This window comes from Halanaerobaculum tunisiense, assembly GCF_054657635.1.
This window is the reverse complement of record NZ_BAAHYI010000005.1, coordinates 127035-152647: the sequence shown is the minus strand read 5'-3', so window position 1 is coordinate 152647 and position 25613 is coordinate 127035. Positions and strand designations below refer to the sequence as shown.

The window sequence follows — 25613 nt, the reverse complement described above, 5'->3', positions numbered from 1 at the left end:
GCCACACTATATCAATAAAGTTTTACTTGTGTGATGTAGTTAACAGAAAAGTAAAGAAGATCCGGATATAATATAAGTGACGATGATAAAACAGAAATTAATAATTCAAATATAAATTTTGAAGGGAGCGATAATAATGGCTACACGAGAGATTATTAGTATTGATGAGGATAAATGCACAGGATGTGGAGAATGTATTACTGGTTGTCATGAAGGAGCTTTACAGCTTGTAGATGGGGTAGCAAAGTTAGTTAATGAGGAATTTTGTGATGGTTTTGGTGATTGTATTGGTGAATGTCCTACAGGAGCTTTAACAATTGAAGAACGAGAAGCTAAAGAATTTGATCTAGAATCCACTGAGGAGCATGTAAAAGAACTAAGAGGTGAAGATGCTGTAGAGGAAATGATGGAAGCTCAAGAAGAGCATGCTGAAGATCAAACTATAGATCATAATCCTGATCACGGCCACGGTCATCAAGGTGGTTGTCCTGGTAGTAGAATGAGAAAGATGAATAAGTCGCAACCTAAATCAGATCAAGAGGAAGTAGAAGTTGAGTCTCAATTGGAACAATGGCCAATCCAAATTAATTTATTACCAGCTACTGCACCTTATTTTAAAAACGCTGATTTGTTGGTGACAGCTGATTGTGTACCAGCAGCTTATGGTAATTATCATCAAAAGATGTTACCAGGAAAAGCAGTAGCTATGGGGTGTCCTAAATTGGATGATGGGCAGGCTTATGTTGATAAATTAACAGCGATTATAGAAGCTAATGATTTAAATAGTATTACTATAGCGCGAATGGAAGTTCCTTGTTGTGGGGGATTAGTTAGAATTGTGGAGCAAGCGATTGAAAATGCTGAATCTGACCTAGATTTAGAGATAGAAACAGTAGGGATAAATGGAGAATTAAAATAGAATAAATTAATAAAGCTCCCTGAATTCAGGGAGCTTTATTATATATTTATTAATTATCTAGTGAAAGTAGGGGTGTTTGATTTATCTTTAGCACCAGCAATTAATTCTACAGTTCGATTAACGTCTTCAATATCAAACTGGGATAAGTCGCCACCTTCTTGAATTGTATTATAAATCTCATCGAATGTTCTATAGTCAATACCAAACTCTTTTTCGTCTCTATCACTTTCATCTCCTCGGCAACCACCTGTTGGAGGACGATCAATAATCTCTTGTGGAACGCCGATTTGGTCAGCTAATTCCCAAACTTCTGTTTTAGTAAGATCGCCTAGAGGACGCATATCAGTAGCACCATCACCATGTAGAGTATAGTAACCAGCGATGATTTCGCTTAGATTACTAGTACCCATTACAACATAATTTTTCTTTTCAGCTATATAGTAAAGAGTCATCATTCTTAATCTTGTCTGGATATTCTGTTCTGCTGGATTAGGTGTAGGAATCTTAGTCTGTGGCCAATAGTCTCGTTCAGTCTTTTCTATATCAATACTTTGGAACGTACTTTCTAAAGCGTCATTAGCTTCTTCCATGTTTACTTTAATTGTATCTAGGTCAAAAGTTCCAGCTACTTTTTGAGCGTATTCTACATCTTTAGTGATTGTTCCTCCGGCAGGTAACATAACTCCTAGACTATTGTCTGGAAAAGCCTTCTTAACTAAACCTGCTGTAACAGAAGAATCAATTCCACCACTAAGTCCGACTACTGCTCCATCTGCATTTCTTGCTGCAACTTGTTCTCGCATCCAGTCTACTATTTCATCTTCAAGACCTTTTTTTAACATTAGTAAATTAACCCTCCAAAGTAAGTTTCTTCATATGATTACTTATTTTGAGTTTTAGTAATCATGATTATTAACTTTCAAAAGAGATTATAGGGGAATTACCCCCTATTGTCAAGCTATATAGAAAATAATTTAAATTATTTTCTAGTCTATTTTTTGTCCTTCAGGTAACCACTGATTAACGACATCTAGGTTATTATCAACGAATTGAGTTGCTGCTTGTTCTGGTTTAGTACCTTGCTGAATAGAGTTCGTAATACTTCCTAATTGCTCGGTTGTTACTGCAAAGTTCTCTAGAATTTTGGCTGCCTGTGGTAGATCTTTTTTAATTCCTTTTCTACCTAGACTTTTAATCATTTCCGCTTGGCCATAACTTTCTTTAGGATCAGCTAAGAATTTAAGGTCAAAAGCAGACCATTTCCAGTGAGGTGTCCAGCCAGTAACTACAATTGGTTCTTCTTTTTCGATAGCACTTTTTAGTTCAGTAGTCATAGCTGCGCCACTACTTTTAACTAATCTCCAATCTTGTAGTCCATAATTAGGAATTGTTTGCTCGTTAGTTGTTTGCATGATGCCAGCGCCGGGATCGACACCGATAATTTCACTATTGAATTTAGCAGCTTTCTCTTTTAGTTCCGGGATGCTGTCCACATCTACATAGTCAGGAACTACTAAGCCTAATTTAGCATTTTTGAAGTTAGCGCCTAAATCGACTAATTTATCTGAATATTGTTCTAAATAAGATTCATGTGTTTTAGGTAACCAAGCACAGACTATACTATCAATGTCTCCTTGGGCCAACCCATTATACATAGCTCCAGGCTGGAGATTTGATATCTTAGCTTGATAACCTGCTCTATCTAGTACTTCCTGCATTAAATAAGTGGAAGCTTCTGCTGAGGCCCATTGAACATAGCCTAATTCTATTTTCTTAGTAGTCTGTTGTTCTGTCTGATCTTGATTTGTGTTTTGAGCACATCCAGCACCTACTAAAATTAATGACAAGATTGAAATAAATATTACTAGTTTTTTCATGATTAATCCCTCCTTTATATCAGTTATTCACTTGTTTAATCACAATTAAGCCTACGATTGAGAAAAGTCAAAATGATATATTTTCCAATAGCATTATAAGTAAATTTTATGGTAATGTCAAGCAATGATTGATACTTGTTGTACTCACAAATGATTATATTTTTCTGGCTCTTTAATGCTCTTTAATGCTCTTTAATGCTTTATAAAATAATATTATTTGTGCTAATCTGTTGGTAAAAAATATAATTAAAGATAATAATATATTAAAAACCCTGGCTATTAGCAGAGCTAAATACCAGGGAGGAGGTAAGTAAATTAATATTTATTTGTAATTAGAGAATGAATTTATAATTTTACGGATATGACTAATAATTATTTGAGTTGCTTCTTTTGCTGAATAATCGACTCGTTGGTTGATAAATAGAGATAGCATTCCTTGATAAAGCAACCTAATCATTTGATTAATCTCTGTAGCTTCTTGTTTGGTAAAATACCCCTCTTCAATACAAGGTTTAAGCACTATTTGACATCGTTTAGCAAAATTTGATTCCATGATCATGGGAGTTAATTCGGAAGGATAGTTGTCTATTTCTTCGGGAAATAGTGCATAATAATTACGAGTTAAATTATCAGGTCGATTGCCGATATTTTCAGTAAAGACTGCATAATAAAGTTTAGGATGCTTAAAACAGTATTCAAAAAAGCAGTCCCAAATGGCTAAAAATCTTTCTAAAGCATTATCAGCTTGGTCGATATAGTCAGGGAGAGCTTGTAAGTAGTGGGTGTTGATGAATCTTGTAGCCGCAAAGGAGATTAGTTGTTTGCTATTATCAAAATAGTTGTAGATAGTAGCGCTATTATACCCTGCAATTGCTGCTACTTTTCTGATAGTTACTGCTTCAATACCTTCCTCTTCAATGATTTGAGCGGCTGCGTTAATAAATACTTTTAAAGTACGCTTCTTGTTAATATCACACTGTTGAATGTTAATCATAGTTATTAGCTCCTTTAATAATAGTTTGGATCTTCTTTTAAAGTATATAATAGATTTTTTCTTTAAGTCAAGGATGGGAGATTAATCGCATTTTTTATTTAAATTTCTTGTAAAGTGGTGTATAATTAATATGAATTCATTTTTTTAGTAGCGTTATAAATAAAAATTATATTATAATTAAAATTATTTTATAATAACTAAAAGGAGGAGTTAAAATCATGAATAAGCAAGAAAAAGATTTAATTCAACAAGCTCGAGAGAAAGCAGAAGACTATTTTCGCAGGGGTGATTTTTTCTGTTCGGAAGCTGTATTAACTACAGTTAATGAACTAGTAGGAGAAGAAATGCCACCTGAAATGGTGAAATTGGCTTCTGGTTTTCCAGTAGGAATTGGAAAGTCTAAATGTTTATGTGGGGCAGTTAGTGGTGGAGTTATGGCTTTAGGACTTAAGTACGGTCGAACTGAACCAGGAGCGTCTATGCCTGAGGAATGTTTTCCAGCTAGTGCTGACTTACATGATTATATTAAAGAAGAGTATGGTTCTACTTGTTGTCGAGTTTTGACTAAAGATTTTGCTGAATTTGATAGTTCCGAGCGAGCTGAACACTGTATTCAAATAACTGGTGAAGTAGCTGCTTGGGTAATGGAGAGATTTATTAATAATGGACAAGTTAAAGTAGACTAAAGGAGAGGGTTAATGTGATTAAGGCTTTCAAACAAACTCCGATTCCAATAGCAGGTTTGATGCTGGGATTAGCTGGGTTAGGGAATATAATTAGTTCTTATGGTAGTCAATATCGTTATCTAGCAGGAATATTAGCTACATTAATAGCTCTGCTCTTAGTTGGACGGGTTTTCATTGATCGTAAAAACTTTTTTGAGGAGTTAGAAAATCCTGTAGTAGCTAGTGTATCACCTACTTTTGCTATGGGAATTATGGTTTTAGCCACTTATATTATTAAGTTTTCTTATCCGTTAGCCTTATATAGCTGGTATGGTGGTATTATTCTTCATAGTTTATTGATTATCTTCTTTTCGCGTCGTTTTCTATTAAACTTTAGTATCAAGAAAGTATTTCCTAGCTATTTTATAGTCTATGTGGGGCTAGTAGTTGCTAGTGTAACTGCTCCTGCTTTTAATCATTTTCAGTTGGGGCAATTAATTTTTTGGTTTGGGTTTATTAGTTATATGGTTTTACTTCCAGTAGTTATTTATCGGGTGTTTTGGATTAAAGGAATTAAAAAGCCAGCATTACCTACTATTTCTATCTTTACAGCTCCAGCAGGGCTTTGTCTAGCTGGATATATGAATGTTTTTCCAGAAAAAAATCTATTGTTAGTGGGTTGGTTAATACTATTAACTTTGGTTATGGCAACAGGAGTTGTGATTTATCTCCCTAAAATGATTAAAGTTGGATTTTATCCTAGTTTTTCTGCTTTTACATTTCCCTTCGTTATAACGACTATAGGATTAAAATTAACCACAAAATTTTTAGGGGGGCAGTTTGGTAATACTTTACTCAGTTATCCTGCTAGGATAATGGAACTCTTATCAGTTGTTTTAGTTTTATTTGTTTTAATTAAGTATGTAGGTTATTTACAGCAAAATTGGAGACAACAAGATCAGCTAATTCAAAACCTTTAAATTCAAAATCTATCCCTTTAAGTTTACTGTGTTTATAGGGATTGAATTGAGTTATAGCTTTGAATTTGAATTCCTATGAGTCCTTGGGACTCTTCGTGAAGATCTGCTCACGACACATCCTACAGGTCTAAAGAACAGACCTTCCGTAATAAGAACCATTTGCAGATGACAGATAGCTGTGGCACGAAAGTGACACATATTGTACCACTTTAGAGTTGTTTATCTATAATTGGATTAAGAGAGAAAATATTAATAAAAACTATTTTATAAAGGAGGAGTTATTGATGAAAGAGATTAATGCTCAGGGCTTAGATTGTCCAGAACCTGTAGTCAAGACTAAACAAGCTCTTCAAGAAGAAAAGCAGATAGCAGTAACTGTTGATGATCAGGTACAAGCAGAAAATGTGGCTAAGTTAGCGAAAAAAATGAATTGTAAGGTTAGTACTTTAGAGGAAGCTGATCATTATAAGTTAACAATTGAAAAGCAAGATGATACTCAAGTAGAAAACCAAGAGGATAAGCAAGGTAAAGTTTATTTTATTACCAGTAACACCCTAGGAGAAGGAGCAGAAGAATTAGGTAATGTACTAATGAAGGGATTCCTTGGTACTTTATCTAATGTAAATCCTTTACCAAAGAAAATTATCTTTATGAATAGTGGGGTTAAGGTTCCTACTTTAAATCAAGAAGCAAAAGAACATTTAAAGAAGTTAGAGGAGCAAGGAATTAATATTTTATCCTGTGGAACTTGTTTAGATTATTATGGATTAGAAGAGAAATTAGAAGTTGGTAGTATCAGTAATATGTATGAAATATTAGATTCGCTTAATTCTAATTCAGTAGTCGAGATATAATAAATTCACTAGTAAAAGTTGCTAACTAAGGAGGAGTAAATATGAAAAAGCATTATGATATGTGGGAAGAATTAGGATTGGATTTGGATAGGCATGATCAATTTTTAGAACTTTTACCAGAAATATATGGAGACTTATTTGTCAGTCAAGAAAATCGTCCTGAGGCTATGGAGTATTATGATTTTGTAGTTGGAGATATTCATGGGATTAGGGTTAAAGAACTTATGGAAGAAAAAGAACAGGGCAATCCTGTTATTTCCTCTTTCTGTGTATTTGTACCAGATGAATTAATTACTGCTGCAGGAGGCGCTAGTATAGGTCTTTGTGCCGGAGCTCAATTGCCAGTATCAACAGCAGAAAAGGAATTACCAAGTAGTGATTTATGTCCTTTAATTAAATCTTCTCTTGGCTTTAAAATGGATAGAATTTGTCCTTATTTTGAAGTATCAGATTTTGTAGTAGGAGAAACAACTTGTGATGGGAAGAAGAAGGCTTGGGAGATACTAGATGAACATATTCCTACCTATGTAATGGAATTACCACAAACTAAATCAGATGCTGCACGTGAATTATGGAAGTCAGAAATTAAGCGTTTTAAAGAACATATTGAAGAAACTAGTGGTAGAGAAATTAAGGCAGAAAAAGTAGCTGAGGCCATTGAATTAATTAATGAAAAGCGTGATGTGCTACAGCGATTATATGATACTAGAAAAGCAGATCCGGTTCCAATTAGTGGTAAAGATGCTTTATTAATTACCCAGTTAGCCTTTTTTGATGATCCAGAACGATTTATTGAAAAGACTAGTACACTTTGTGATGAGTTAGAAAATAGAATTGAGGCTGGAGAAGGTATAGCAGATGAAGATGCACCTAGAATTTTAGTAGCGGGAACTCCTATGCCGTTACCTAGTTGGAAGATCCATAATTTGATTGAAAGTAATGGTGGGGTTGTAGTTTGTGAAGAGACTTGTACAGGAACTCGTTATTTTGAAGATAAGGTACCAGAAGGTGGAGAAACTTTAGAAGAACAGATTGATAACTTAACAGAAAGAGCAATGAATATTAATTGTGCTTGTTTTACTCCTAATAATGACCGGGTTGATGATATATTAAGATTAGCTGAGGAGTATAATGTTGATGGTGTAATTTATTATAATTTACAATTCTGTCAGGCTTATAATATGGAATATAAAAAGATTTCGCAAGCTTTAAAGGAAGAAGATATTCCAGTTACCCAAATTGAAAGTGACTTTAGTGATAGTGATACTGGTCAGTTAAATACTCGAATTGAGGCTTTCTTAGAGATGATTCAAAGTTAGGTTGTATTATTACTTAAAAAGATGCAAGCTTAGAATATAGAGTAGTATAAAGGTAGATTTTAAGATAAAAGGAGTTTCATAATATTATGAAACTCCTTTTGATAATTAGAAGGCAAAGGAATTAAAGAGAGGATTAAAATGAAAATAATGAAACAATTCAATTAAGTAGATGAAAATGATTATGCAAATAAAGAAAAGAAGGGTTTAGAAATCAGACCAAGAATATTTATTACAGGATATTTATATAAAGATATATAGGATTAGGTTAAAGTTTTTTATAGATTTAGTACTAAGGAGGAATTATATGTATTCGGTAGGAATTGATATTGGATCAGTAGGAACTAAAGGGGTTTTGTTTGATGGAGAAATAGTTGATCAAGTGGTAATGCCTACAGGATGGAGTCCCAAAGAAGCTGGTGTTAATGCTTTAAATAAATTATTAGAAGATAATAATTTAGCTAAAAAGGATATACATCAAGTAGTAGCTACAGGATATGGTAGGGTATCTGTTGACTTTGCAGATAAAGTAGTTACAGAAATAACTTGTCATGCTAAGGGTGGATATTTTTTGGATAGTAGGGTAAGAACTATTATAGATATTGGGGGACAGGATAGTAAAGCAATCAGTATAGATGAGCAGGGAAATGTAATAGACTTTGTCATGAATGATAAGTGTGCAGCAGGAACAGGAAAGTTTTTAGAGGTAACAATTAATTCTTTAGGAGAAGATATTAATCAATTGGATGAACTTACTAAAAATACTGAGCCACAGGAGATTAATAGTATGTGTACAGTATTTGCTGAATCAGAAGTGATTAGTTTATTATCTGAAGGAGCTTCTAAAGAATCAGTTGCGTTAGGAATAGTAGAAGCTATTGCTAATCGAGCCCAGGTATTATTGAGTAAAGTTCCTGTTAATCAGCAAATCTTATTTACTGGTGGTTTAGCTAAAAGTAGAAGAATAAAGAAAGTATTGAGTGATACATTAGGAAGAGAAGTTATTACTTCTTCTAATTCACAGATTGCTGGAGCTTTAGGGGCAGCTATAATAGGGTGGGACTAAAGAAAAGGAGGCAAAGTAAAGTATGATTTATTTTGATAATGCAGCAACTACATGGCAGAAACCAGAAATAGTTTATCAGACAGTAGATGATGTTTTACGTAATAAAAGTGGTAATCCTAGTCGTGGTAGTCATCAGATTGCTTTAGATGCTAGTAGAGTTATTTTTAAAGCTAGAAATCAAGTAGCTAATTTTTTTAATATTTCAGATAGTAGTCAGATTGCTTTTACTAAAAATGCTACTGAAGCAACCAATCTTGTGTTTAAGGGTTTATTAGAAGAAGGAGATCATGTAATAATTAGTAGTTTAGAGCATAATGCTATATCTCGTCCCTTACACCGTTTAGAAGAAGAAGGGGTAATAGATTTAAGAGTAGTTGATACTGAACAGGGTAGGGAAGCTTTTTTAAAGAATATTGAAGCTGCGATTACGGAGCAGACTAAGTTAATTACTCTGACTCATGCTTCAAATGTAACAGGTAATCTCTTACCAATTAAAGAAGTAGGAGCAATTGCTCAGCAACAAGAGGTTCATTTTTTAGTTGATGTAGCCCAAACAGCGGGGATTGTTCCTATAGATGTAGCAGAGTTAAAGGTGGATTTTCTTGTTTTTACGGGACATAAGGGATTATTTGGCCCGCAAGGGGTAGGAGGATTGTATTTTAACTCTGAAATTGAGTGTCGGCCTTTATTAGAAGGGGGCACTGGTGGTAGTTCTAAAGAAAATTTAAACCCCAATCTAGTTCCTGATAAGTATGAAGGCGGTACCTTAAACACTCCTGGGATTGCCGGACTGAAAGCAGGAATAGCCTTTATTGAAGAGACTACTTTATCCCAGATAAGAGACCAGGAAGATAAACTAGTAGAGCACTTAATGATAGGATTAGAAAAATTAGAACAAGTAGAGGTTCTTACTTCTCAAATCGGTCAAACTCGGGTGGGAGTAACTTCCTTTAAAGTAGCAGGAATTGAGCCTGCTACTATAGGGCATATCCTAAATAGTGAATATGATATTGCAGTCCGGACTGGAATTCATTGTGCGCCGTTGGCCCATCAGAGTATTGGGAGTTATAATACAGGAACAGTTAGAGTTAGCTTTAGTTATTTTAATACCATAGAAGAAGTAAAACAGCTTTTGGAAGCACTGCAAGAAATAATCAATAACAAATATTCTTAAACTTTTTAATTAAGACTTCTTGTTGTCTGTTTTGATAATAGGCTAGATAAAATTTACGATTAGTTGATATATCTGTTACTTCTATCCTTTTTATTCTATTATTAGTAGCCGCCTTTTTAGCAGCTAAATTTGAAATGAAAGAGATACCTAATTTAGCTTCTACTGCTGAAATAATAGCTTCGTTACTGCCTAGACAAGCTCTAGTATTGAGACTTTCTTTATCTATTCCATTTTCTTCTAAAGCAGTTAGCATAGCTTTTCTAGTACCTGACCCCTTTTCTCTGAGTAATATTTTTTCTTGTTGGAGTTCTTTGCTAGTAATTTTTTCTTTATTAGCAAATCTATGACTAGAGGGAACAATTAAAACTAGAGAATCTGTAACTATTGGATCAATTTGTAGTTGATTTATAGTTGGTTTAGTTCCTACTACTGCTAAATCTATTTTTTTATTTTTTAATAATTCTATTATTTCTTTACTATCCCCAACTTTCATAGTTATTTCTACTTCAGGTAGTTGATTATAAAATTTAGCTAATAAAGCAGGTAGTAGATATTCAGAGGGGATAGTACTAGCTCCAATAGTTAAGTGACCATATGTTTCTCCTGTGATTTGTTTAACTTCTAATTGTGCTTGTTCCCAATTATTTAATATTTCTTTGGCTCGCCGATAGATTATTTTACCAGCAGGTGTTAATTTTATTTTGCCTTGTTGGCGAGTGATTAATTCTGTTTCTAATTTTTTTTCTAATGATTTTAGCTGCATACTAACAGCTGGTTGGGTGAGGTTTAATTGTTCAGCAACAATAGAATAATTTCCATATTCTATTAATTTAACAAACATTTTTAAAGTTTTTAGTTTCATTATTTTATTCCTTTCTTCGACTTGTAACTTATTTAAAAGTATATAACAAGTTTTCTTAGTAAGTCAAACGCGAATTTATAATTATTGCAACTAAAGACAATTTATAATATCATTATAGTAAAGTTTAGTAAGTATAATTATTAAATATTAATCAAAGGAGGACAAAGATAAATAATGGAGGAAACTAAAAAGAATTATTTAAGACAGATCCCAGCAGTTAATGATTTATTGGCAATGGATTCAACTCAAGAATTGATTACTAGTCATCCAAGACAATTAGTAATTGAAGGGATTAGAGAGAGTACTGATAAATTACGAACTACTATTTTAGAAAGTGATGTAGAAGAATTAAATTCTCTTAAGCTAGATGAAGAACATATTTTAAGTGAGGTACAAGAATATTTAGATAATAAAACTAGTGATCAGTTATTAGCAGCTGTTAATGCTACTGGAGTTGTAGTTCATACTAATTTAGGTCGTTCTTTATTATGTAATTCAGCTAAAGAAAAGTTACAACAGGTAGCTAGCAGTTATTCTACGTTAGAGATTAATCGGGATACTGGAGAGCGAGGTTCTCGTTATGAGATTATAGAAGATTTGTTGATTGAGTTAACTGGAGCTGAAGCTGCTTTAGTAGTTAATAATAATGCTAGTGCTGTTTTATTAGCTTTAGGTAGTTTAGCTCAAGGCAAAGAAGCTATTATCGCTCGCGGACAATTAGTTGAAATTGGGGGCTCGTTTCGGATTCCTGATGTTATGGAACAAAGTGGTGCTCAGTTATGTGAAATAGGAACTACTAATCGAGTTCATTTAGCTGATTATAAAAGAGCTATTAATGAAGATACTGGAATGATCCTTAAAGTTCATACAAGTAATTATAAAGTGGTAGGTTTTAGCAAAGATGTATCTCTTGAGGAATTAGTTGAGTTAGGGGTTGCGAATGATTTACCAGTAGTAGAGGATCTAGGGAGTGGTATTTTAGTTGATTCAACTTCTGCTGGTTTAAGCTATGAGCCGACTGTTCAAGACAGTATTCAAGCTGGAGCTGATGTAGTAACCTTTAGTGGAGATAAATTACTAGGAGGTCCGCAAGCTGGGATAATTGTTGGTGATCAAGAATATATTGAGCAGATGAAAAACGATCCTTTAAATCGAGCTTTAAGAGTAGATAAATTTACTTTAGCAGCTTTAGAAGCTACTTTACAGGAGTATAGAGAATTAGAAAGGGCCAAAAACCGAATTCCTACCTTACAGATGTTAACTGCTTCTAAAGAGGAATTACAAGCAAGAGCAGAAGAACTAATTACTCAGCTTAAGGAGGCAGCTCCAGAATTTCAACTAACAGTTAAGGAAGATATTTCTCGAGCAGGAGGTGGGTCCTTTCCTACAGAAGAGTTATCTACTTATGTAATTGAGTTAGCTCATGAAGAGTTAAGTGCTGAAGAAATAGCCGAGAGTCTGCGACTTCATAATCCACCAATCTTTACTAGAATATCTGCCGGATCTGTTTTATTAGATCTTCGTACCTTACAAGAGAAAGATTTTACTCATTTAGTTGAAGCAGTTCAGGAAATAATATAGTAGGAGGTGACAAGATGACGCAAAATTTGATTATTGGAACAGCTGGTCATGTTGATCACGGTAAGACAACTTTGATTAAGGCTTTAACAGGAGACGATACTGATAGATTAGAAGAGGAACAAGAGCGCGGTCTTTCTATTGATTTAGGTTTTAGTTCTTTAGATTTAAATGATCAGTTACAAGTAGGGATTATAGATGTGCCTGGTCATGAAAAATTTATCAAGAATATGTTAGCCGGGGCAGGAGGAGTTGATATAGGATTACTTGTAGTAGCTGCTGATGAAGCTATTATGCCTCAGACTGAAGAGCACTTGGCTATTTTAGATTTATTGAATGTAAACCAAGGGCTTATAGCAATAACTAAAAGTGATAAGGTAGATGATGAGTGGGTAGAGTTAGTGCAAGAAGAGATTAAAGAAGTGGTTACAGATACTTTCTTAGAGGGAGCTCCGATTATTCCAGTATCAGCTGTGGAAGGTCAAGGGCTTGATCAGCTTAAGGAAGAGATAACTAAAATAACCAAAAAAGTTCCTGCTAAAGATAAACAAGGGAATGTTTATTTTCCAATTGATCGAGTTTTTTCTATTGCAGGCCATGGTACAGTTGTGACAGGAACTTTGATTAAAGGAAAGATTGCCGTAGGAGATAAGTTCGAGATTTATCCGGCGGGAATTAAGGCTAGGGTTCGTAGTCTACAAGTTCATGAAGAAGAAGTTACTACTGCTTACCCGGGCCAACGAGTAGGAGTTAATCTAGCTGGAGTGGATACTGAGGAAATAGATCGAGGGGATGTTTTAGCTACTGCAGATAGTTTAGTTAAGACTGGATATCTTGATGCCCGTTTAGAGTTGTTGCCCACAGTTTCTTTTGTTTTAAAGCATGGAGACCGGATTAGACTTCATTTAGGGGCTAAAGAAGTATTAGGTCGAGTTTATTTATTGGATCAAGAAGAATTATATCCGGGAGAACAGGGATTAGTCCAATTTAGATTAGAGGAGACAGTAGTAGCTAACTTTAAAGAAAGATATGTACTACGCCGTTATTCTCCGATGGCTACTATTGGTGGAGGACAGATTTTAGATTCTAATCCTAGTCAACATCAACGCTTTGAAGCAGAAACTATTTCTGCCCTGCAGATTAAAGAAAATGGTAGTTTAGAAGAAAGGATTGAACTTGCTTTACAATCAGCTACAGATAAACCTGTAGTGCTAGAAGATTTAATTAAACAAACTAGTTTAGCTCGTCAACAATTAGAAGGAAAATTATCAGCTAGTGAGCAAGCTGTGGAATTAGCTACAGGTCAGCAGTCTAGCTGGATCTATAAAGAGTATTATCAACAATTAAAAGAAGAGATAATAGATTACTTGATTGCTTATCATCAACAGTATCATTTACGCTGGGGAAGGAAGAAAGAGGAACTCAGAACTAAACTTAGTATGGATTTATCTTCTAATCAGTATGATTTATTACTAGCTGATTTAAAGGAGGCAGGAAGAATTATTAGGCAGGATGCTAAAGTCCGACTAGCTGACTTTGAGATTGAATTCAAACCAGAGGAAGAAGAACTTAAAAAGGAGATTATGGATCAGTTTACAGCAAATAAATTTAGTCCTCCTGAATTAAGTCAAGTGCTAGAAGAATTTACAGAAGAGGAGTTAGCAACAGAAATCTGTAAATTTTTAATTTCTAATAACAAGTTGGTTAAAGTAGCAGAGGACTTATATTTTGCCGATCAGAGTTTAGAAGAGGCTAAAGAATTACTCAGAAAATATTTAAAGGAAGAAGAAAGAATAGAATTAGCTGAATTTAGAGATTTATTAGCTACTAGTCGCAAATATGCTTTGCCGCTACTGGAATATTTTGATCAGCTAGGGGTTACTCTAAGAAAAGGAGATACTCGAGTGTTGGCGGAGGATTAGTGGCACAGTCGTGAGCTATGTGTCGTGTGCTATCAGCTATTAGCCAATTCAAAATAAGTCCTTTTGATTCTCTGTAATGAATTTGCTCACGAATTACGACAAATAGTGGATGGCTGTAGCACAAAAGAATACTTAACAAGCAATAAAGGAGTGATAGTAATGACTGAAGAAATTAAATTAACGCAATATAGTTCTACTGCTGGTTGAGCAGCTAAAATGGGTCCTAAAGCCCTGTCGCAAGTTTTGCGACAAGTTGAGTTTGGTGGCGAGGATGAAAATTTATTAGTAGGTTTGGATCAAGTAGATGATGCAATTGCCTATCAGACTGCTAAGGAACAAATAGTAATCCAGTCAGTTGATTTTTTCACCCCAATAGTAGATGATCCTTATCTTTTTGGTCAGATTGCAGCAGCTAATGCTTTAAGTGATATTTATGCTATGGGAGGAGAACCTATGCTAGCGATGAATATTGTTGGCTTTCCTTCTTGTTTGGAGCAAGAGGTGTTAAGCCAAATTTTGCAAGGAGGAGCTGATAAAGTGGCAGAAGCTGGGGCAATAGTAGCTGGGGGACATACTGTCCAGGATGATGAACCGAAGTATGGTTTATCAGTTATGGGCCAAACCACTCCTGACCAGTTACTGACTAATGATCAAGCTCAAGTAGGAGATAAATTAATTCTGACTAAACCGCTAGGAATGGGAATTATATCCACTGCTATTAAAGGAGGAGTAATTGATAATGCTGATAGTGTAGTTGCAGCTATGGCTCGGTTAAATAATCAGGCTGGTCAAGTAATGCACGACTTTGGAGTGAATGCTTGTACTGACATTACTGGCTTTGGTCTATTAGGACATGTCTGGGAATTAGCCACTGCTAGTGATGTAGGGGTAGAAATTTTTTCTGCTGATGTGCCAGTTTTTAAGGAAGTAATTGAGTATGCTGCAATGGGCTTAGTCCCTGGGGGAGCTTATACTAATCAGGATTATTTAGAGGATCATGTTAAAATTAGTGGAGATATCAAAGAAGCTGTAGTGGATGTATTATTTGACCCGCAGACTTCAGGAGGGTTATTACTTTCTATACCAGCAGAGCAAGCTACTGAATTACTGTCGGAGTTAAATTCATTAGGTGTTAGTGAGGCTAATATAGTAGGGGAAGTAGTTGCTAATGATAATGCTGCTAGAATTACGGTAAGGTAGAAAGGAGCTAGTAAAAGTGACAGAAAAAGAAGTATTTTATTTAGTAGTGTTTAATTCCACTCATCATGCTTTACAGGCGGAGGAGATATTAAAAGAAAATAATCAGCAGCTAATGATGGTGCCTGTACCACCAGAAATTACAGCAGATTGTGGTCTTGCTATTAAGTTAGATACTAACAATCAGAAAGTTATTAATTTATTAGAAGAAGCAGATGTTGACTTTGCTGGTTATTATAAAGTTATTAAAGAGGGATTGGAAAAGAAGATTAGTAATCTAATGATCTAATAATTAAAGTTTATCCCGAATTAAGGGGGACTAGAATGGAATTAAATACTAATTACATGGATTTAGATAGGTTAAATCATCTGGCAGCCCAAGACATAATGAGTAATAAGCTATTAACTATAGATCAAGAGACAAGTTTGGATGAAACTATATTTTTAATGCTAGGCGATAATGTTACTGAAGCTGTTGTGACTAATGATGATGAATTATGTGGAATAGTAACTTTTAATGATTTTGCTGATTTAATAAATGGTAGTGATAGAGAATCGGTTTTGCGAAAGCCAATAACTTCTTTTATTGATAAAGAAGTTATAACTGTTAATAGTGGTATTAATGCTATAGAAGCTAAAAATATAATGAAAGAGAAGGGGATAGGCAGATTACCTGTCTTAGAGAATGGTCAACTGATTGGGATTATTAGAATAAATAATATTATTAATAATTTATATAATCGATTTGCAGAAATGAATGATATTTTATTTAATATTTTAAATACTCTTCATGAAGCAGTTTGTATAATTGATAGAGAAGGTAAAGTGATTATGTGGGATGATCAGTCTGAAAAATTATATGGTATCAAAAAAGAGACTATAATTGATAAGCAATTAGAAGATCATTTTCCCAATGCTTTATTGCTAAATGCCTTAAATGAGAAAGAAGCAAAAGAAAATGCATATCATAATCCTAAAGAAGGAGTTTATACAATAATTAGTGCGATGCCTTTATTTGTTAATGGTGAATTAGTGGGGGCTGTGTCTACAGATAGAGATGTAACTGAAGTAACTAATCTTTCTTCACAGTTACGCCAAACTAAAAATAAATTAACTAATTTACAACAGAAAGTGAATGAGATTAATGGAGATGATTATCCCTTTAGTGATATTCTGGGGAAAAGTGAAATTTTGCAGCAAAAAATAGAAAAGGCAGAAAAAGTGGCTAGAACAAATACAAATGTATTAATTACCGGAGACAGTGGTACAGGTAAAGAATTATTTGCTAATTCTATCCACCAAGCTAGTGATAGAGAGGGGGCTTTTATTACTGTTAATTGTAGTGCTATACCTAAGGATTTATTTGAAAGTGAAATGTTTGGGTATGTAGAAGGTGGATTTACTGGAGCTTCTAAAGGAGGAAAAGAAGGTTATTTTGAACTTGCTGATGGTGGAACATTGTTTTTAGATGAAATTGGAGATATGCCTATGTTTATGCAATCTAAATTGCTCAGAGTTTTACAAGAAGGTAAAATTAAAAAAATAGGTGCTGAAGAATATATTGAAGTAGATGTTAGAATAGTTTCTGCTACTAATTGTAATCTTAAAGAAATGATTGCTGAAGAAGAGTTTAGAGAGGACTTATTCTACAGATTGAATGTAATAAAACTAAAATTACCTAATTTAAAAGAAAGAAAAGAGGATATTCCTATTTTAATAAATCATTTCATGACTGAATTTTGTGAGAAAAATAATTTAGCTGTTCCAGAACTTACCTCAGAGGTTTTAACAGCTTTAGTAGAGTATAAATGGCAGGGTAATGTAAGAGAATTACAAAATGTTGTTGAACATTTTGTTGTTTTTTCTGAAAATGGGAAAGTAACTTTAGATAGCATTCCTGATTATATAGCTCAAAATTCAATTGGTCAGGAACAAAATAAAATGGATCTTGATCAGGCGGTTAGAAAAGTTGAGATTAATACTATTAAAAAAGCTATGGAATTGGCTGAAGGAAATAAGAGTAAAGCAGCTAAAATTCTTAATATTCCAAGAAGTACATTGTACTATAAAATTAAATATTACGATATAGATTGGAACTTAAACTAATCAGGAAACCTGTCAGTATACTGACTTTTGTCAGAATGCTGACAGGTTTTTATTTTTTTAGGATAATATTTTGTGCATTAAATATACCAAAATATTTCAGTATATTTCCTTTATCATTTGTTATATAATATCGTTGTAGATAGAAGACACTAAATCTTCTAGTAAGTAGTTATAGAGCTGCTTACACTTCTATCTAGATAAAAAAAGTATCTCTGAGTCCTTAACAGGATAGGAGTAGTGGCTATGGACTACCTGAATAGATATTGTGGATTAAATTCATTTTGTGTCTTAGAAGATCAAGCGACTATGAAGTTCTGGCAATTCATTGCCGAGTAGTTCACTAATCGGCTTAAACGCTTTATAAAAAGAAAAGAATAATATTATTTTATGAATTACTGTCAGTCAATTGACAGTTGCTATGTTGGAATGAAATTATTATTTATTTATTGTAGAATAAGAAGTAAAAAAGTAACTTATTCAGGAAAATTAAGGTATTAAAAAAGCAGTAATATCAGATTTCTAGGATAAATAATTATTTTTTAAGTTTATTTTAAAGTTTGGTATGATAATTGCATTAATAAATAAAGTGAAAGATAACACAAGTAAGCTAAGGAGGTGACACAATGAATATAGTACTCTCTTTACAACAACATATTGGAGCTCCTTGTAATCCACTAGTGGCAGAAGGAGATCAGGTTAAGAAGGGCCAACTTGTTGCTGAGCCACAGGGGTTAGGGGCCAATATCCATTCTAGTGTATCTGGTAATGTTATTGAAATAACTGATTCTCATATAAAAATTAAGGCTGATGCAGAACAGCCTGAGGAATATGAAAAGATAGAAGAATCAGACAATATGTTAGAGCTTATTAACTCAGCTGGAATAGTAGGAGCAGGTGGGGCTGGTTTTCCTACTGATGTTAAATTAGATGTAGATTTAGATGGTGGTTATGTAATTGCTAATGCAGCTGAATGCGAACCAGTATTATCCCATAATTTAAAATTAATGAAAGAAAGTCCTGAAGTAATTGTTAAAGGACTAAAATATATAAAAGAAATTACTAATGCAGCTAAAGGATATATAGCTATTAAGCCTAAGTATAAAGAAGCTGTCAAAGAACTGAAGAAAGCTTCTTTAATAGAACAGGATATAGAGGTTAAATATCTGCCTAACATGTATCCTTCAGGAGACGAAAGAGTAGTTATTAGAGAACTTTTAGATGTTGAGTTAGAACCTGGTGACTTACCAACTAAGGCAGATGCAGTAGTCCAAAATATAGAAACTTTAAAGCATATAGTTAATGCAATTGAATTAAGAAAACCATGCATTACTAAGGATTTAACTGTTGGTGGTCGAGTCAAGAAAGATCCAACTGGGACAGTATTTTTAAATGAACCTTTAGGTGCACCTGTTAAAAAGTATATTGATTTATGTGGTGGATATATCCAGCCTCATGGAGAAATAGTATTAGGTGGACCATTTACAGGTCAATCGGGAAGTGAGGATTCGCCAATTACTAAAACTCTTGGTGGAATATTAGTAGGAATGCCGTTTCCCGAAGAAGAAAGAAAAGTTGGAATCTTAGCTTGTGAATGTGGAGGCCAGGAAGAAAAGTTAAGACAAATTGCTGAAGCTATGGGCGCAGAAGTAGTTGCAGCAGAAAAGTGTAAAAGAATGACTGAGGTAGATGGTAGATATAGGTGTGATAAACCTGGTGTTTGTCCAGGCCAGGCTGAAAAAGTATTAGCTTTAAAGAATGAAGGAATGCAAGTTTTATTAACAGGGACTTGCGATGACTGAACTAATACAGTGATGAATGTAGCTCCTCGTGTAGGAGTTCCGGTGTATCATAGTACGGACCATGTCTTAAGAGCAACAAGAAATAAACTTGTTAGAAAATTTAAAGATGAATAAAAAGAAGGGGGAGATTTAATTGTCTATTACGCCAGAAACCGCGGAAGAGCATAAAAATGATTTAGCAGTGGCTTGTTGTAGGACTGAAGAAGGCACAACTATTAGCCCAAGTGATTTAGAGGATCCAAATCTTATTCCAGATTTAGAAGCTTCAGGATTATTAGAAATTCCTGATGATTGTTTAACAATTGGTGAGGTGCTAGAGGCTGAACTAGTTGAGACTATTGATTCGTTAACTCCTTTAACTCCTGAGGTATTAGATGAAGTTAATGAAATTGAAGAAGAAGTGGAAGCAGAGGAAGAAACAAGTGAAGAAGAAACTGCAGAAGTTAAAGAGACCTCTACTAGTCAAGAGCAGACTGCTCAGGTAACTCAAGCAGCAGGTAGTAGTGTTAAAATTCATATTGGTGAAGGAAAAGATATTGATCTTGAAATTCCGGTAGGACTTACTGGAGAGGTTAATTCTAAGTCACAGGAATCGCAACCAGTTTCAGCAACAGAAGAGGCAACTAAAGAGGATGCTACTGGAGAAACTACTACAGATAAAGAAGCTAGTCCAGAAGTAAAAGAAATGAGAAAGTTAGTTAAGAAGCATTTTCAAATTGATCAGATAGAATTCGGACCTGAAACTAAGATTGAAGGAACAACTCTTTATCTGAGAGAAGATATCTGCGCTGATGCTGTAGAGGCAGATGATTTGGTTTGCTCTATAGATATAGATATTATAACTCCTGATAATTATGATGAGTATAGTGAAACAATTATGGATGTTCAACCGATTGCTGCCAAGGAAGAAGATAATGATTTAGGAAAAGGAGATACTAGAGTATTAGATGGAGCTGTAGTAGTTGTAACTGGAACTGATGAAGAAGGAGTTCAAATCGGAGAGTTTGGTTCTTCAGAAGGTATTTTAGAAGAGAATATTATGTGGAATAGACCAGGGGCTCCTGATAATGGAGAATACTTTATTAAAACAGAAGTGGTTATTGAAGAAGAAACTAATATGGAACGACCTGGTCCTTTAGCTGCTCATAAGGCAACTGATTTTATTACGCAAGAAATCAGAGAAGCGTTAAAAGAAGCTGATGAAAGCTTAATTGCTGAAGAAGAGGAGTTAACTCAATATAGAAGACCTAGTAAAGAAAAAGTAGTAATTATTAAAGAAATAATGGGTCAAGGAGCAATGCATGATAATATTATTCTTCCAATGGAGCCAGTAGGAATTTTAGGTGGGGAGCCTAATGTTGATTTAGGAAATGTTCCTGTTGTTTTATCACCGCTTGAAGTACTTGATGGCGGGATTCATGCTCTTACTTGTATTGGTCCAGCATCAAAAGAAACTTCTAGACATTATTGGAGAGAACCTCTTGTTCAGGAAGTAATGGAAGATGAAGACCTAGATCTGGCTGGTGTTATTTTCGTTGGTTCACCACAAGCCAATTCAGAAAAGTTCTATGTATCTAAAAGACTAGGAATGATGGTAGAAGCAATGGATGTTGATGGAGCTTTCATTACTACTGAAGGCTTTGGTAACAACCATATTGATTTTGCTAGTCATCATGAACAAGTAGGAAAGAGAGAAGTTCCTGTTGTAGGAATGTCTTTCTGTGCTAATCAGGGTGCTTTAGTAGTTGGTAATGAATATATGAAGCATATGGTAGATCATAATAAATCAGAACAAGGTATTGAGAATGAAGTTCTGGCCAATAATACTTTATGTTCAGAAGATGCTATTAGAGCGACAAATATGCTTAAAACAGCTATGGCGGGAGAAGAAGTTAAAGATCCGGAAAGAAATTATAACCCTCACGTTAAGGAGAATAATTTAGATTTAATTGAAGAAGAATTAGATACAGAAGTTGAACGAGTTCCCAATGAACAGATTCTTCCTGGAACAGAAGACGAAGGATAAAAGGTGATTAGATGAATTATACAGATAAGATTATTGAAATGCAAGGGATCGTAGTGGAAGTTAAAAGTGGATCTGTTGCAATAGATTTTAAAGGAAGACTAGGACATTTAACTGTACCTAAAAGGATGATTATTTCTGATGGTGAGATAAAAGTAGGGCAAGAAGTTGGTTTGAAAATGAGCTTTGTAGAAGTTCTTAGCCCTGAGCCAAATGAAAAATATGTAAGTAATATTAAAAAGAGAAAAGAAAAGGAGGAAGAATAATGAGCAAGGTAAATGTTGTAGAAGGTTTACAATCTGAGATATTTGTTCCAATTACTCCTCAACCAGTATGGGCATCTGTTGAAAAAGAACTTAAAGATATGAAAGTAGCTTTAGCTACTGCAGCGGGAGTTCATCTGAAATCAGATGAAAAATTTAATTTAGCAGGAGATTTCACTTATAGAGAGATTCCTGGGGATGCTCCAACAAGTAATATGATGGTGTCTCATGGAGGATATGATCAAGCAGATGTTAATAAAGATATTAATTGTATGTTTCCTATAGATAGACTGCGAGAGCTTGCTGAGGAAGGATTTATTAAGGAAGTAGCAGATACCCATGTAGGTTTTATGGGTGGTGGAGGAGACCAGGAGAAATTTAAAGAACATACTGGTCCTGAAACAGCTCGGATTCTAAAGGAAGAAGGAGTAGACGCAGTTTTATTAACTGCTGGCTGAGGTACTTGTCACCGCTCTGCCGTGATTGTGCAGAGAGCGATTGAAGAAGCTGGGATTCCGACGATAATTATTGCTGCTTTACCACCAGTAGTTAGACAAAATGGTTCTCCACGAGCTGTAGCTCCAATAGTACCTATGGGTGCTAATGCAGGTGAGCCTAATAATGTAGAAATGCAACGAGGAATAGTTAAAGATTCACTAGAACAATTAGTTGAAATTCCAAGTGCAGGTAAGATTGTTTCCTTAAATTATGAATATAGTGCTGAAGTATAAATTTAGTATCTCCCCACTAATTAGTGGGGAGATCACCACTACTGATTAAGGTAAGGTGATAAGATGAGTAAAGAACAGCAGATGAGAAGGCTTGTGATTAAGTCCTTTCATATTGAAAAATTAAACTGGAAACCTGAATTTAAAATTGAAGATATGACCCTTACTATTTCTAAGCAAATACTTGATAATTTGGTCACAAGTGAAGATTTAATATCAGATATAGAGGTTGAAATAATTAAGCCTGGTGAACATGATAGATGGACTAATACGATAATGGATCTGATACCTATTTCTACTAAAGTATTAGGGGAACTAGGAGAAGGAATAACTCATACCCTTACTGGAGTATATGTTATGTTGACAGGAGTAGATGAAGCAGGGAATCAAATTGCAGATTTTGGGTCTTCAGAAGGGAAGCTACAGGAGCAACTTCAACTTAATAGAGCTGGGACTCCTGGAGAAGATGATTTTATTATATCATTTAATGTAACTTTAAAAGAAGGAGCCGGACATAAGAGAGTTGGCCCTACAGCTAGTCATAGAGCTTGTGACAAGTTCATTCAACAAATTAGAGATAAGTTAAAAGAGTTAAAAGAACCTACAGAAAAACATGTTTTTCATGACACAATCAACCCAGACAAGAAAAAGGTAGCTATAGTTAAACAGGTAGCTGGTCAAGGTGCTATGCATGATAATTTAGTTTTGCCTAATGAACCAAGTGGATTCAAAGGAGGGCGCTCAATAATAGATTTAGGTAATGCACCTGTAGTTTTAACTCCTAATGAATATCGGGATGGTGCTTTAAAGGCTATGACTTAATTGGAGGTGATTTAGTATGGGAATAGGACCTTCCACCAAAGAAACTACGTTACATCATTTTAGAGATCCTTTATTGGATGTAGTGGATGAAGATGATGACTTAGATTTAACCGGTATAATTGTAGCTGGAACCCCCCAAGATAATGAAAATAAAATGTTTACTGCTCGAAGAGTTGCCAACTGGTTAGAGGCAATGCAAGTAGATGGTACAATTGTTTCTACTGATGCTTGGGGCAATAGTCATATTGATTTTGCCAATGCAATTGAAGAAATTGGCAAAAGGAAACTGCCAGTAGTAGGACTAAGTTTTATAGGGACCCAGGCTGAATTTGTAGTTTCTAATCAATATATGGATACAATAGTTGATTTTAATAAATCAGACCAAGGAATTGAAACTGAGGTTGTAGGAGAGAACAATATTACCGAATATGATGCTAGAAAAGCTCTAGCATTTTTAAAGTTAAAAATGAAGGGGGAAAAATAATGAATTTTAACAAAAGTTTGCATGCTGTTGATTCACACACAATGGGAGAACCTACTAGAATTATAGTGGGTGGAGTGCCGAATATTCCAGGAGAAAATATGGCTGCTAAAAAAGAGTATTTAGAGGATAACATGGATAACGTTCGTACTACAGTGATGCATGAACCTCGAGGTCATAATGATATGTTTGGTTCAATTATTTTATCTCCTACTAAAGAAGAAGCAGATTTAGGAATTGTATTTATGGATGGTGGCGGTTATTTAAATATGTGTGGTCATGGGACTATAGGTGCAGCAACTGTAGCAGTGGAGACTGGTATGGTAGAAGTAGAAGAACCCTACACTAGTGTTAATTTAGAAGCTCCAGCTGGTTTAATTAAAACAAAAGTAGAAGTTGAAGATGGAAAAGCAAAGAGTGTTTCTGTGACTAATGTTCAGTCTTTTCTTTATCAAGAAGATATAGAGATTGAAGTACCTCAGTTAGGGACAATTACTTTAGACATCTCTTTTGGAGGTAGTTTCTTTGCTTTAGTTAATGCTCAAGAATTAGGGTTAGAGGTAGAAGCGTCAAATGCTGATAAGTTAATTGAAATAGGTTTAAAAATAAGAGATATACTGAATGAAACTATAGAAGTAGAGCATCCAGAAAAGAAGCATATAAATGAGATTGATTTAGTAGAAATATATGATGATCAGCCATCGAGTCCAGAAGCAGATAAAAAGAATGCCGTTGTATTTGGCCAAGGCCAACTGGATCGTTCTCCTTGTGGAACAGGAACTAGTGCTAAATTAGCTACGCTGTATGCTAAAGATGAACTTGATCAGGGAGAAGAATTCATTTATGAAAGTATTACTGGAACTAAGTTTAAAGGAGAAATAGTTGGTGTAGGTAAAGTAGGAGAATTTAATACAGTAGTCCCTCAGATAACAGCAAGTGCTTATATAACTGGCTTTAATCATTTTGTTACTGATCCTGATGATCCTTTAAAAGAAGGCTTTTGTCTGAAATAATCCTAAAATTTAATTTTTAAAATCAGAGGAGGCAATAAAATGGTAAATATTGTTCTAGCAATTTTAGCTGGGTTAGGTGGTTGGTTTGGAATTGAATTAGGTAAAGATACTATGAATAATCAAGGAAACTTTGAAGAAGGAACAAGCTGGGGAACAGCTGGAGGAATAGGATTTGTAACTAATTTCTTTGATACTTTAGGAATTGGAAGTTTTGCTCCTACAACAGCTCTTCTTAAGGGCTTTGATCAAATTGAAGATAGATTATTGCCCGGTACTTTAAATGTTTCTTGTACAATTCCAGTTATTGCTGAAGCTTTTATTTTCATCTCTGTAATAGAAGTTGATCCTGTTACTTTATTTGGGATGTTAATAGCAGCAACTGTAGGGGCTTGGATTGGAGCTGGAGTTGTATCTAGCTTACCGGAACAGAAAGTTCAAATTGGTATGGCAATTGCACTATTTATAACAGCTTTCCTTATGTTAGCAGGGCAAATGAACTGGATGCCAGTCGGTGGCGAAGCAATTGGACTTACAGGTGGCAAACTTATAATAGCTATTGCTGCTAACTTTGTATTAGGTGCGCTGATGACTTTAGGTATCGGGCTGTATGCTCCTTGTATGGCTTTAATTTATATGTTAGGGATGAGTCCGCGAGTTGCTTTCCCAATTATGATGGGCTCTTGTGCTTTCTTAATGCCTGTTGCTTCTGTTAAGTTTATTAAAGAAAAAGCCTATAATAGAAAGGCCTCTTTAGCTATTGCTTCTGCAGGATTGATTGGAGTATTTATCGCCGCCTATTTAGTTAAGAGTTTACCATTAGCAATTCTTACTTGGTTAGTAATTGGGGTAGTCTTATATACTTCTATAACTATGTTTAAATCTGCTCTAGAAACTCCAGAGGAAGAAGAAGTTGTTGCAGAATAATTACTAACTAACATTTTTTTAAAAAGACAAGCTCCCCTATTAATAGGGGA

Annotated in this window: 24 protein-coding genes; 20 read left to right on the top strand and 4 right to left on the bottom strand. The window is 34.6% G+C overall.

The genetic code is table 11. The features are described from left to right. Positions 1-136 precede the first annotated feature (136 nt). Positions 137-919, top strand: coding sequence for an ATP-binding protein (locus ACYQ3D_RS06445; RefSeq protein WP_459837203.1), 783 nt, complete (start codon positions 137-139; stop codon positions 917-919). 53 nt (positions 920-972) lie between these two features. Here ACYQ3D_RS06445 and nadE read toward each other — a convergent pair whose 3' ends face one another. The 3 genes from nadE to ACYQ3D_RS06430 form a co-directional block, all read right to left on the bottom strand. Continuing rightward, positions 973-1761 carry an NAD(+) synthase gene (gene nadE / locus ACYQ3D_RS06440; RefSeq protein WP_459837201.1) on the bottom strand — a complete coding sequence of 263 codons (789 nt, stop codon included), beginning with the start codon at positions 1759-1761 and terminating at the stop codon, positions 973-975. Between the two features lie 144 nt (positions 1762-1905). Then, complete coding sequence (locus ACYQ3D_RS06435; RefSeq protein WP_459837200.1) at positions 1906-2796, bottom strand: glycine betaine ABC transporter substrate-binding protein; 891 nt, start codon at positions 2794-2796, stop codon at positions 1906-1908. Positions 2797-3118: 322 nt separating this feature from the next. Continuing rightward, positions 3119-3790 carry a TetR/AcrR family transcriptional regulator gene (locus ACYQ3D_RS06430; protein ID WP_459837198.1) on the bottom strand — a complete coding sequence of 224 codons (672 nt, stop codon included), beginning with the start codon at positions 3788-3790 and terminating at the stop codon, positions 3119-3121. A gap of 218 nt (positions 3791-4008) precedes the next feature. Here ACYQ3D_RS06430 and ACYQ3D_RS06425 point away from each other — a divergent pair, with 218 nt between their 5' ends. The 6 genes from ACYQ3D_RS06425 to ACYQ3D_RS06400 all read left to right on the top strand — a co-directional run bounded on the left by ACYQ3D_RS06425 (position 4009) and on the right by ACYQ3D_RS06400 (position 9845). Then, entirely contained in the window at positions 4009-4476 is a 468-nt protein-coding gene (locus tag ACYQ3D_RS06425; RefSeq protein WP_459837196.1) for a C-GCAxxG-C-C family protein, read from the top strand. Between the two features lie 14 nt (positions 4477-4490). Beyond that, entirely contained in the window at positions 4491-5435 is a 945-nt protein-coding gene (locus ACYQ3D_RS06420) for a TDT family transporter (protein WP_459837194.1), read from the top strand. A gap of 284 nt (positions 5436-5719) precedes the next feature. Next, positions 5720-6289, top strand: coding sequence for a sulfurtransferase-like selenium metabolism protein YedF (yedF, locus tag ACYQ3D_RS06415; RefSeq protein ID WP_459837192.1), 570 nt, complete (start codon positions 5720-5722; stop codon positions 6287-6289). A 41-nt stretch (positions 6290-6330) separates the two neighbouring features. After that, positions 6331-7608 carry a double-cubane-cluster-containing anaerobic reductase gene (locus ACYQ3D_RS06410; RefSeq protein WP_459837191.1) on the top strand — a complete coding sequence of 426 codons (1278 nt, stop codon included), beginning with the start codon at positions 6331-6333 and terminating at the stop codon, positions 7606-7608. Positions 7609-7912: 304 nt separating this feature from the next. Continuing rightward, complete coding sequence (locus ACYQ3D_RS06405) at positions 7913-8671, top strand: acyl-CoA dehydratase activase (RefSeq protein WP_459837190.1); 759 nt, start codon at positions 7913-7915, stop codon at positions 8669-8671. Positions 8672-8693: 22 nt separating this feature from the next. Further along, positions 8694-9845: an aminotransferase class V-fold PLP-dependent enzyme gene (locus ACYQ3D_RS06400; RefSeq protein WP_459837189.1), complete on the top strand. Its 1152-nt coding sequence runs from the start codon at positions 8694-8696 to the stop codon at positions 9843-9845. Here the strand turns inward: ACYQ3D_RS06400 and ACYQ3D_RS06395 are convergent. Next, entirely contained in the window at positions 9826-10707 is an 882-nt protein-coding gene (locus ACYQ3D_RS06395; protein ID WP_459837187.1) for a selenium metabolism-associated LysR family transcriptional regulator, read from the bottom strand. The two genes, ACYQ3D_RS06400 and ACYQ3D_RS06395, sit on opposite strands and share 20 nt — an antisense overlap. A gap of 174 nt (positions 10708-10881) precedes the next feature. On the opposite strand from ACYQ3D_RS06395, the gene selA reads away from it, so the two are divergent. The 13 genes from selA (at position 10882) to ACYQ3D_RS06330 (ending at position 25563) form a co-directional block, all read left to right on the top strand. Next, on the top strand, positions 10882-12288 hold the full coding sequence (gene selA, locus ACYQ3D_RS06390; RefSeq protein ID WP_459837186.1) for an L-seryl-tRNA(Sec) selenium transferase: 1407 nt from the start codon (positions 10882-10884) through the stop codon (positions 12286-12288). A gap of 14 nt (positions 12289-12302) precedes the next feature. Further along, a complete protein-coding gene (gene selB, locus ACYQ3D_RS06385) occupies positions 12303-14207 on the top strand; it encodes a selenocysteine-specific translation elongation factor (protein ID WP_459837185.1) in 1905 nt (634 codons plus the stop codon). A gap of 159 nt (positions 14208-14366) precedes the next feature. Continuing rightward, on the top strand, positions 14367-15407 hold the full coding sequence (gene selD, locus ACYQ3D_RS06380; RefSeq protein ID WP_459837184.1) for a selenide, water dikinase SelD: 1041 nt from the start codon (positions 14367-14369) through the stop codon (positions 15405-15407). Between the two features lie 16 nt (positions 15408-15423). Then, complete coding sequence (locus ACYQ3D_RS06375) at positions 15424-15693, top strand: putative Se/S carrier protein (RefSeq protein WP_459837183.1); 270 nt, start codon at positions 15424-15426, stop codon at positions 15691-15693. 35 nt (positions 15694-15728) lie between these two features. Next, complete coding sequence (locus tag ACYQ3D_RS06370) at positions 15729-17510, top strand: sigma 54-interacting transcriptional regulator (RefSeq protein ID WP_459837182.1); 1782 nt, start codon at positions 15729-15731, stop codon at positions 17508-17510. A 623-nt stretch (positions 17511-18133) separates the two neighbouring features. After that, entirely contained in the window at positions 18134-19423 is a 1290-nt protein-coding gene (prdC, locus tag ACYQ3D_RS06365) for a proline reductase-associated electron transfer protein PrdC (protein ID WP_459837181.1), read from the top strand. A 19-nt stretch (positions 19424-19442) separates the two neighbouring features. Further along, complete coding sequence (gene prdA, locus ACYQ3D_RS06360; RefSeq protein ID WP_459837180.1) at positions 19443-21335, top strand: D-proline reductase (dithiol) proprotein PrdA; 1893 nt, start codon at positions 19443-19445, stop codon at positions 21333-21335. A gap of 11 nt (positions 21336-21346) precedes the next feature. Beyond that, positions 21347-21598: a CBO2463/CBO2479 domain-containing protein gene (locus ACYQ3D_RS06355; protein WP_459837179.1), complete on the top strand. Its 252-nt coding sequence runs from the start codon at positions 21347-21349 to the stop codon at positions 21596-21598. Beyond that, entirely contained in the window at positions 21598-22326 is a 729-nt protein-coding gene (prdB, locus tag ACYQ3D_RS06350) for a D-proline reductase (dithiol) protein PrdB (protein WP_459837178.1), read from the top strand. Before ACYQ3D_RS06355 ends, prdB begins: the two co-directional genes overlap by 1 nt. A gap of 63 nt (positions 22327-22389) precedes the next feature. Beyond that, positions 22390-23145, top strand: a complete 756-nt coding sequence (prdD, locus tag ACYQ3D_RS06345) for a proline reductase cluster protein PrdD (RefSeq protein WP_459837176.1) — start codon at positions 22390-22392, stop codon at positions 23143-23145. Between the two features lie 16 nt (positions 23146-23161). Further along, a complete protein-coding gene (locus ACYQ3D_RS06340; protein ID WP_459837175.1) occupies positions 23162-23629 on the top strand; it encodes a glycine/sarcosine/betaine reductase component B subunit in 468 nt (155 codons plus the stop codon). Next, positions 23629-24639 carry a proline racemase gene (locus tag ACYQ3D_RS06335; protein ID WP_459837173.1) on the top strand — a complete coding sequence of 337 codons (1011 nt, stop codon included), beginning with the start codon at positions 23629-23631 and terminating at the stop codon, positions 24637-24639. Before ACYQ3D_RS06340 ends, ACYQ3D_RS06335 begins: the two co-directional genes overlap by 1 nt. A 39-nt stretch (positions 24640-24678) precedes the next feature. After that, positions 24679-25563 (top strand): TSUP family transporter, encoded by an 885-nt coding sequence (locus ACYQ3D_RS06330; protein ID WP_459837172.1) that lies wholly within the window; start codon positions 24679-24681, stop codon positions 25561-25563. The last annotated feature ends 50 nt before the right edge of the window (positions 25564-25613 follow it).

What these genes read in the sequence shown, in the direction of transcription:
- ACYQ3D_RS06395 (WP_459837187.1), bottom strand. Translation starts at nt 10,707, where the DNA reads ATGAAACTAAAAACTTTAAAAATGTTTGTTAAATTAATAGAATATGGA.
- ACYQ3D_RS06430 (WP_459837198.1), bottom strand. Translation starts at nt 3,790, where the DNA reads ATGATTAACATTCAACAGTGTGATATTAACAAGAAGCGTACTTTAAAA.
- ACYQ3D_RS06330 (WP_459837172.1), top strand. Translation starts at nt 24,679, where the DNA reads ATGGTAAATATTGTTCTAGCAATTTTAGCTGGGTTAGGTGGTTGGTTT.
- ACYQ3D_RS06435 (WP_459837200.1), bottom strand. Translation starts at nt 2,796, where the DNA reads ATGAAAAAACTAGTAATATTTATTTCAATCTTGTCATTAATTTTAGTA.
- ACYQ3D_RS06400 (WP_459837189.1), top strand. Translation starts at nt 8,694, where the DNA reads ATGATTTATTTTGATAATGCAGCAACTACATGGCAGAAACCAGAAATA.
- ACYQ3D_RS06445 (WP_459837203.1), top strand. Translation starts at nt 137, where the DNA reads ATGGCTACACGAGAGATTATTAGTATTGATGAGGATAAATGCACAGGA.
- prdD (WP_459837176.1), top strand. Translation starts at nt 22,390, where the DNA reads ATGAGTAAAGAACAGCAGATGAGAAGGCTTGTGATTAAGTCCTTTCAT.
- nadE (WP_459837201.1), bottom strand. Translation starts at nt 1,761, where the DNA reads ATGTTAAAAAAAGGTCTTGAAGATGAAATAGTAGACTGGATGCGAGAA.
- ACYQ3D_RS06340 (WP_459837175.1), top strand. Translation starts at nt 23,162, where the DNA reads ATGGGAATAGGACCTTCCACCAAAGAAACTACGTTACATCATTTTAGA.
- selB (WP_459837185.1), top strand. Translation starts at nt 12,303, where the DNA reads ATGACGCAAAATTTGATTATTGGAACAGCTGGTCATGTTGATCACGGT.
- ACYQ3D_RS06335 (WP_459837173.1), top strand. Translation starts at nt 23,629, where the DNA reads ATGAATTTTAACAAAAGTTTGCATGCTGTTGATTCACACACAATGGGA.
- ACYQ3D_RS06355 (WP_459837179.1), top strand. Translation starts at nt 21,347, where the DNA reads ATGAATTATACAGATAAGATTATTGAAATGCAAGGGATCGTAGTGGAA.
- ACYQ3D_RS06425 (WP_459837196.1), top strand. Translation starts at nt 4,009, where the DNA reads ATGAATAAGCAAGAAAAAGATTTAATTCAACAAGCTCGAGAGAAAGCA.
- ACYQ3D_RS06410 (WP_459837191.1), top strand. Translation starts at nt 6,331, where the DNA reads ATGAAAAAGCATTATGATATGTGGGAAGAATTAGGATTGGATTTGGAT.
- selA (WP_459837186.1), top strand. Translation starts at nt 10,882, where the DNA reads ATGGAGGAAACTAAAAAGAATTATTTAAGACAGATCCCAGCAGTTAAT.
- yedF (WP_459837192.1), top strand. Translation starts at nt 5,720, where the DNA reads ATGAAAGAGATTAATGCTCAGGGCTTAGATTGTCCAGAACCTGTAGTC.
- ACYQ3D_RS06405 (WP_459837190.1), top strand. Translation starts at nt 7,913, where the DNA reads ATGTATTCGGTAGGAATTGATATTGGATCAGTAGGAACTAAAGGGGTT.
- ACYQ3D_RS06370 (WP_459837182.1), top strand. Translation starts at nt 15,729, where the DNA reads ATGGAATTAAATACTAATTACATGGATTTAGATAGGTTAAATCATCTG.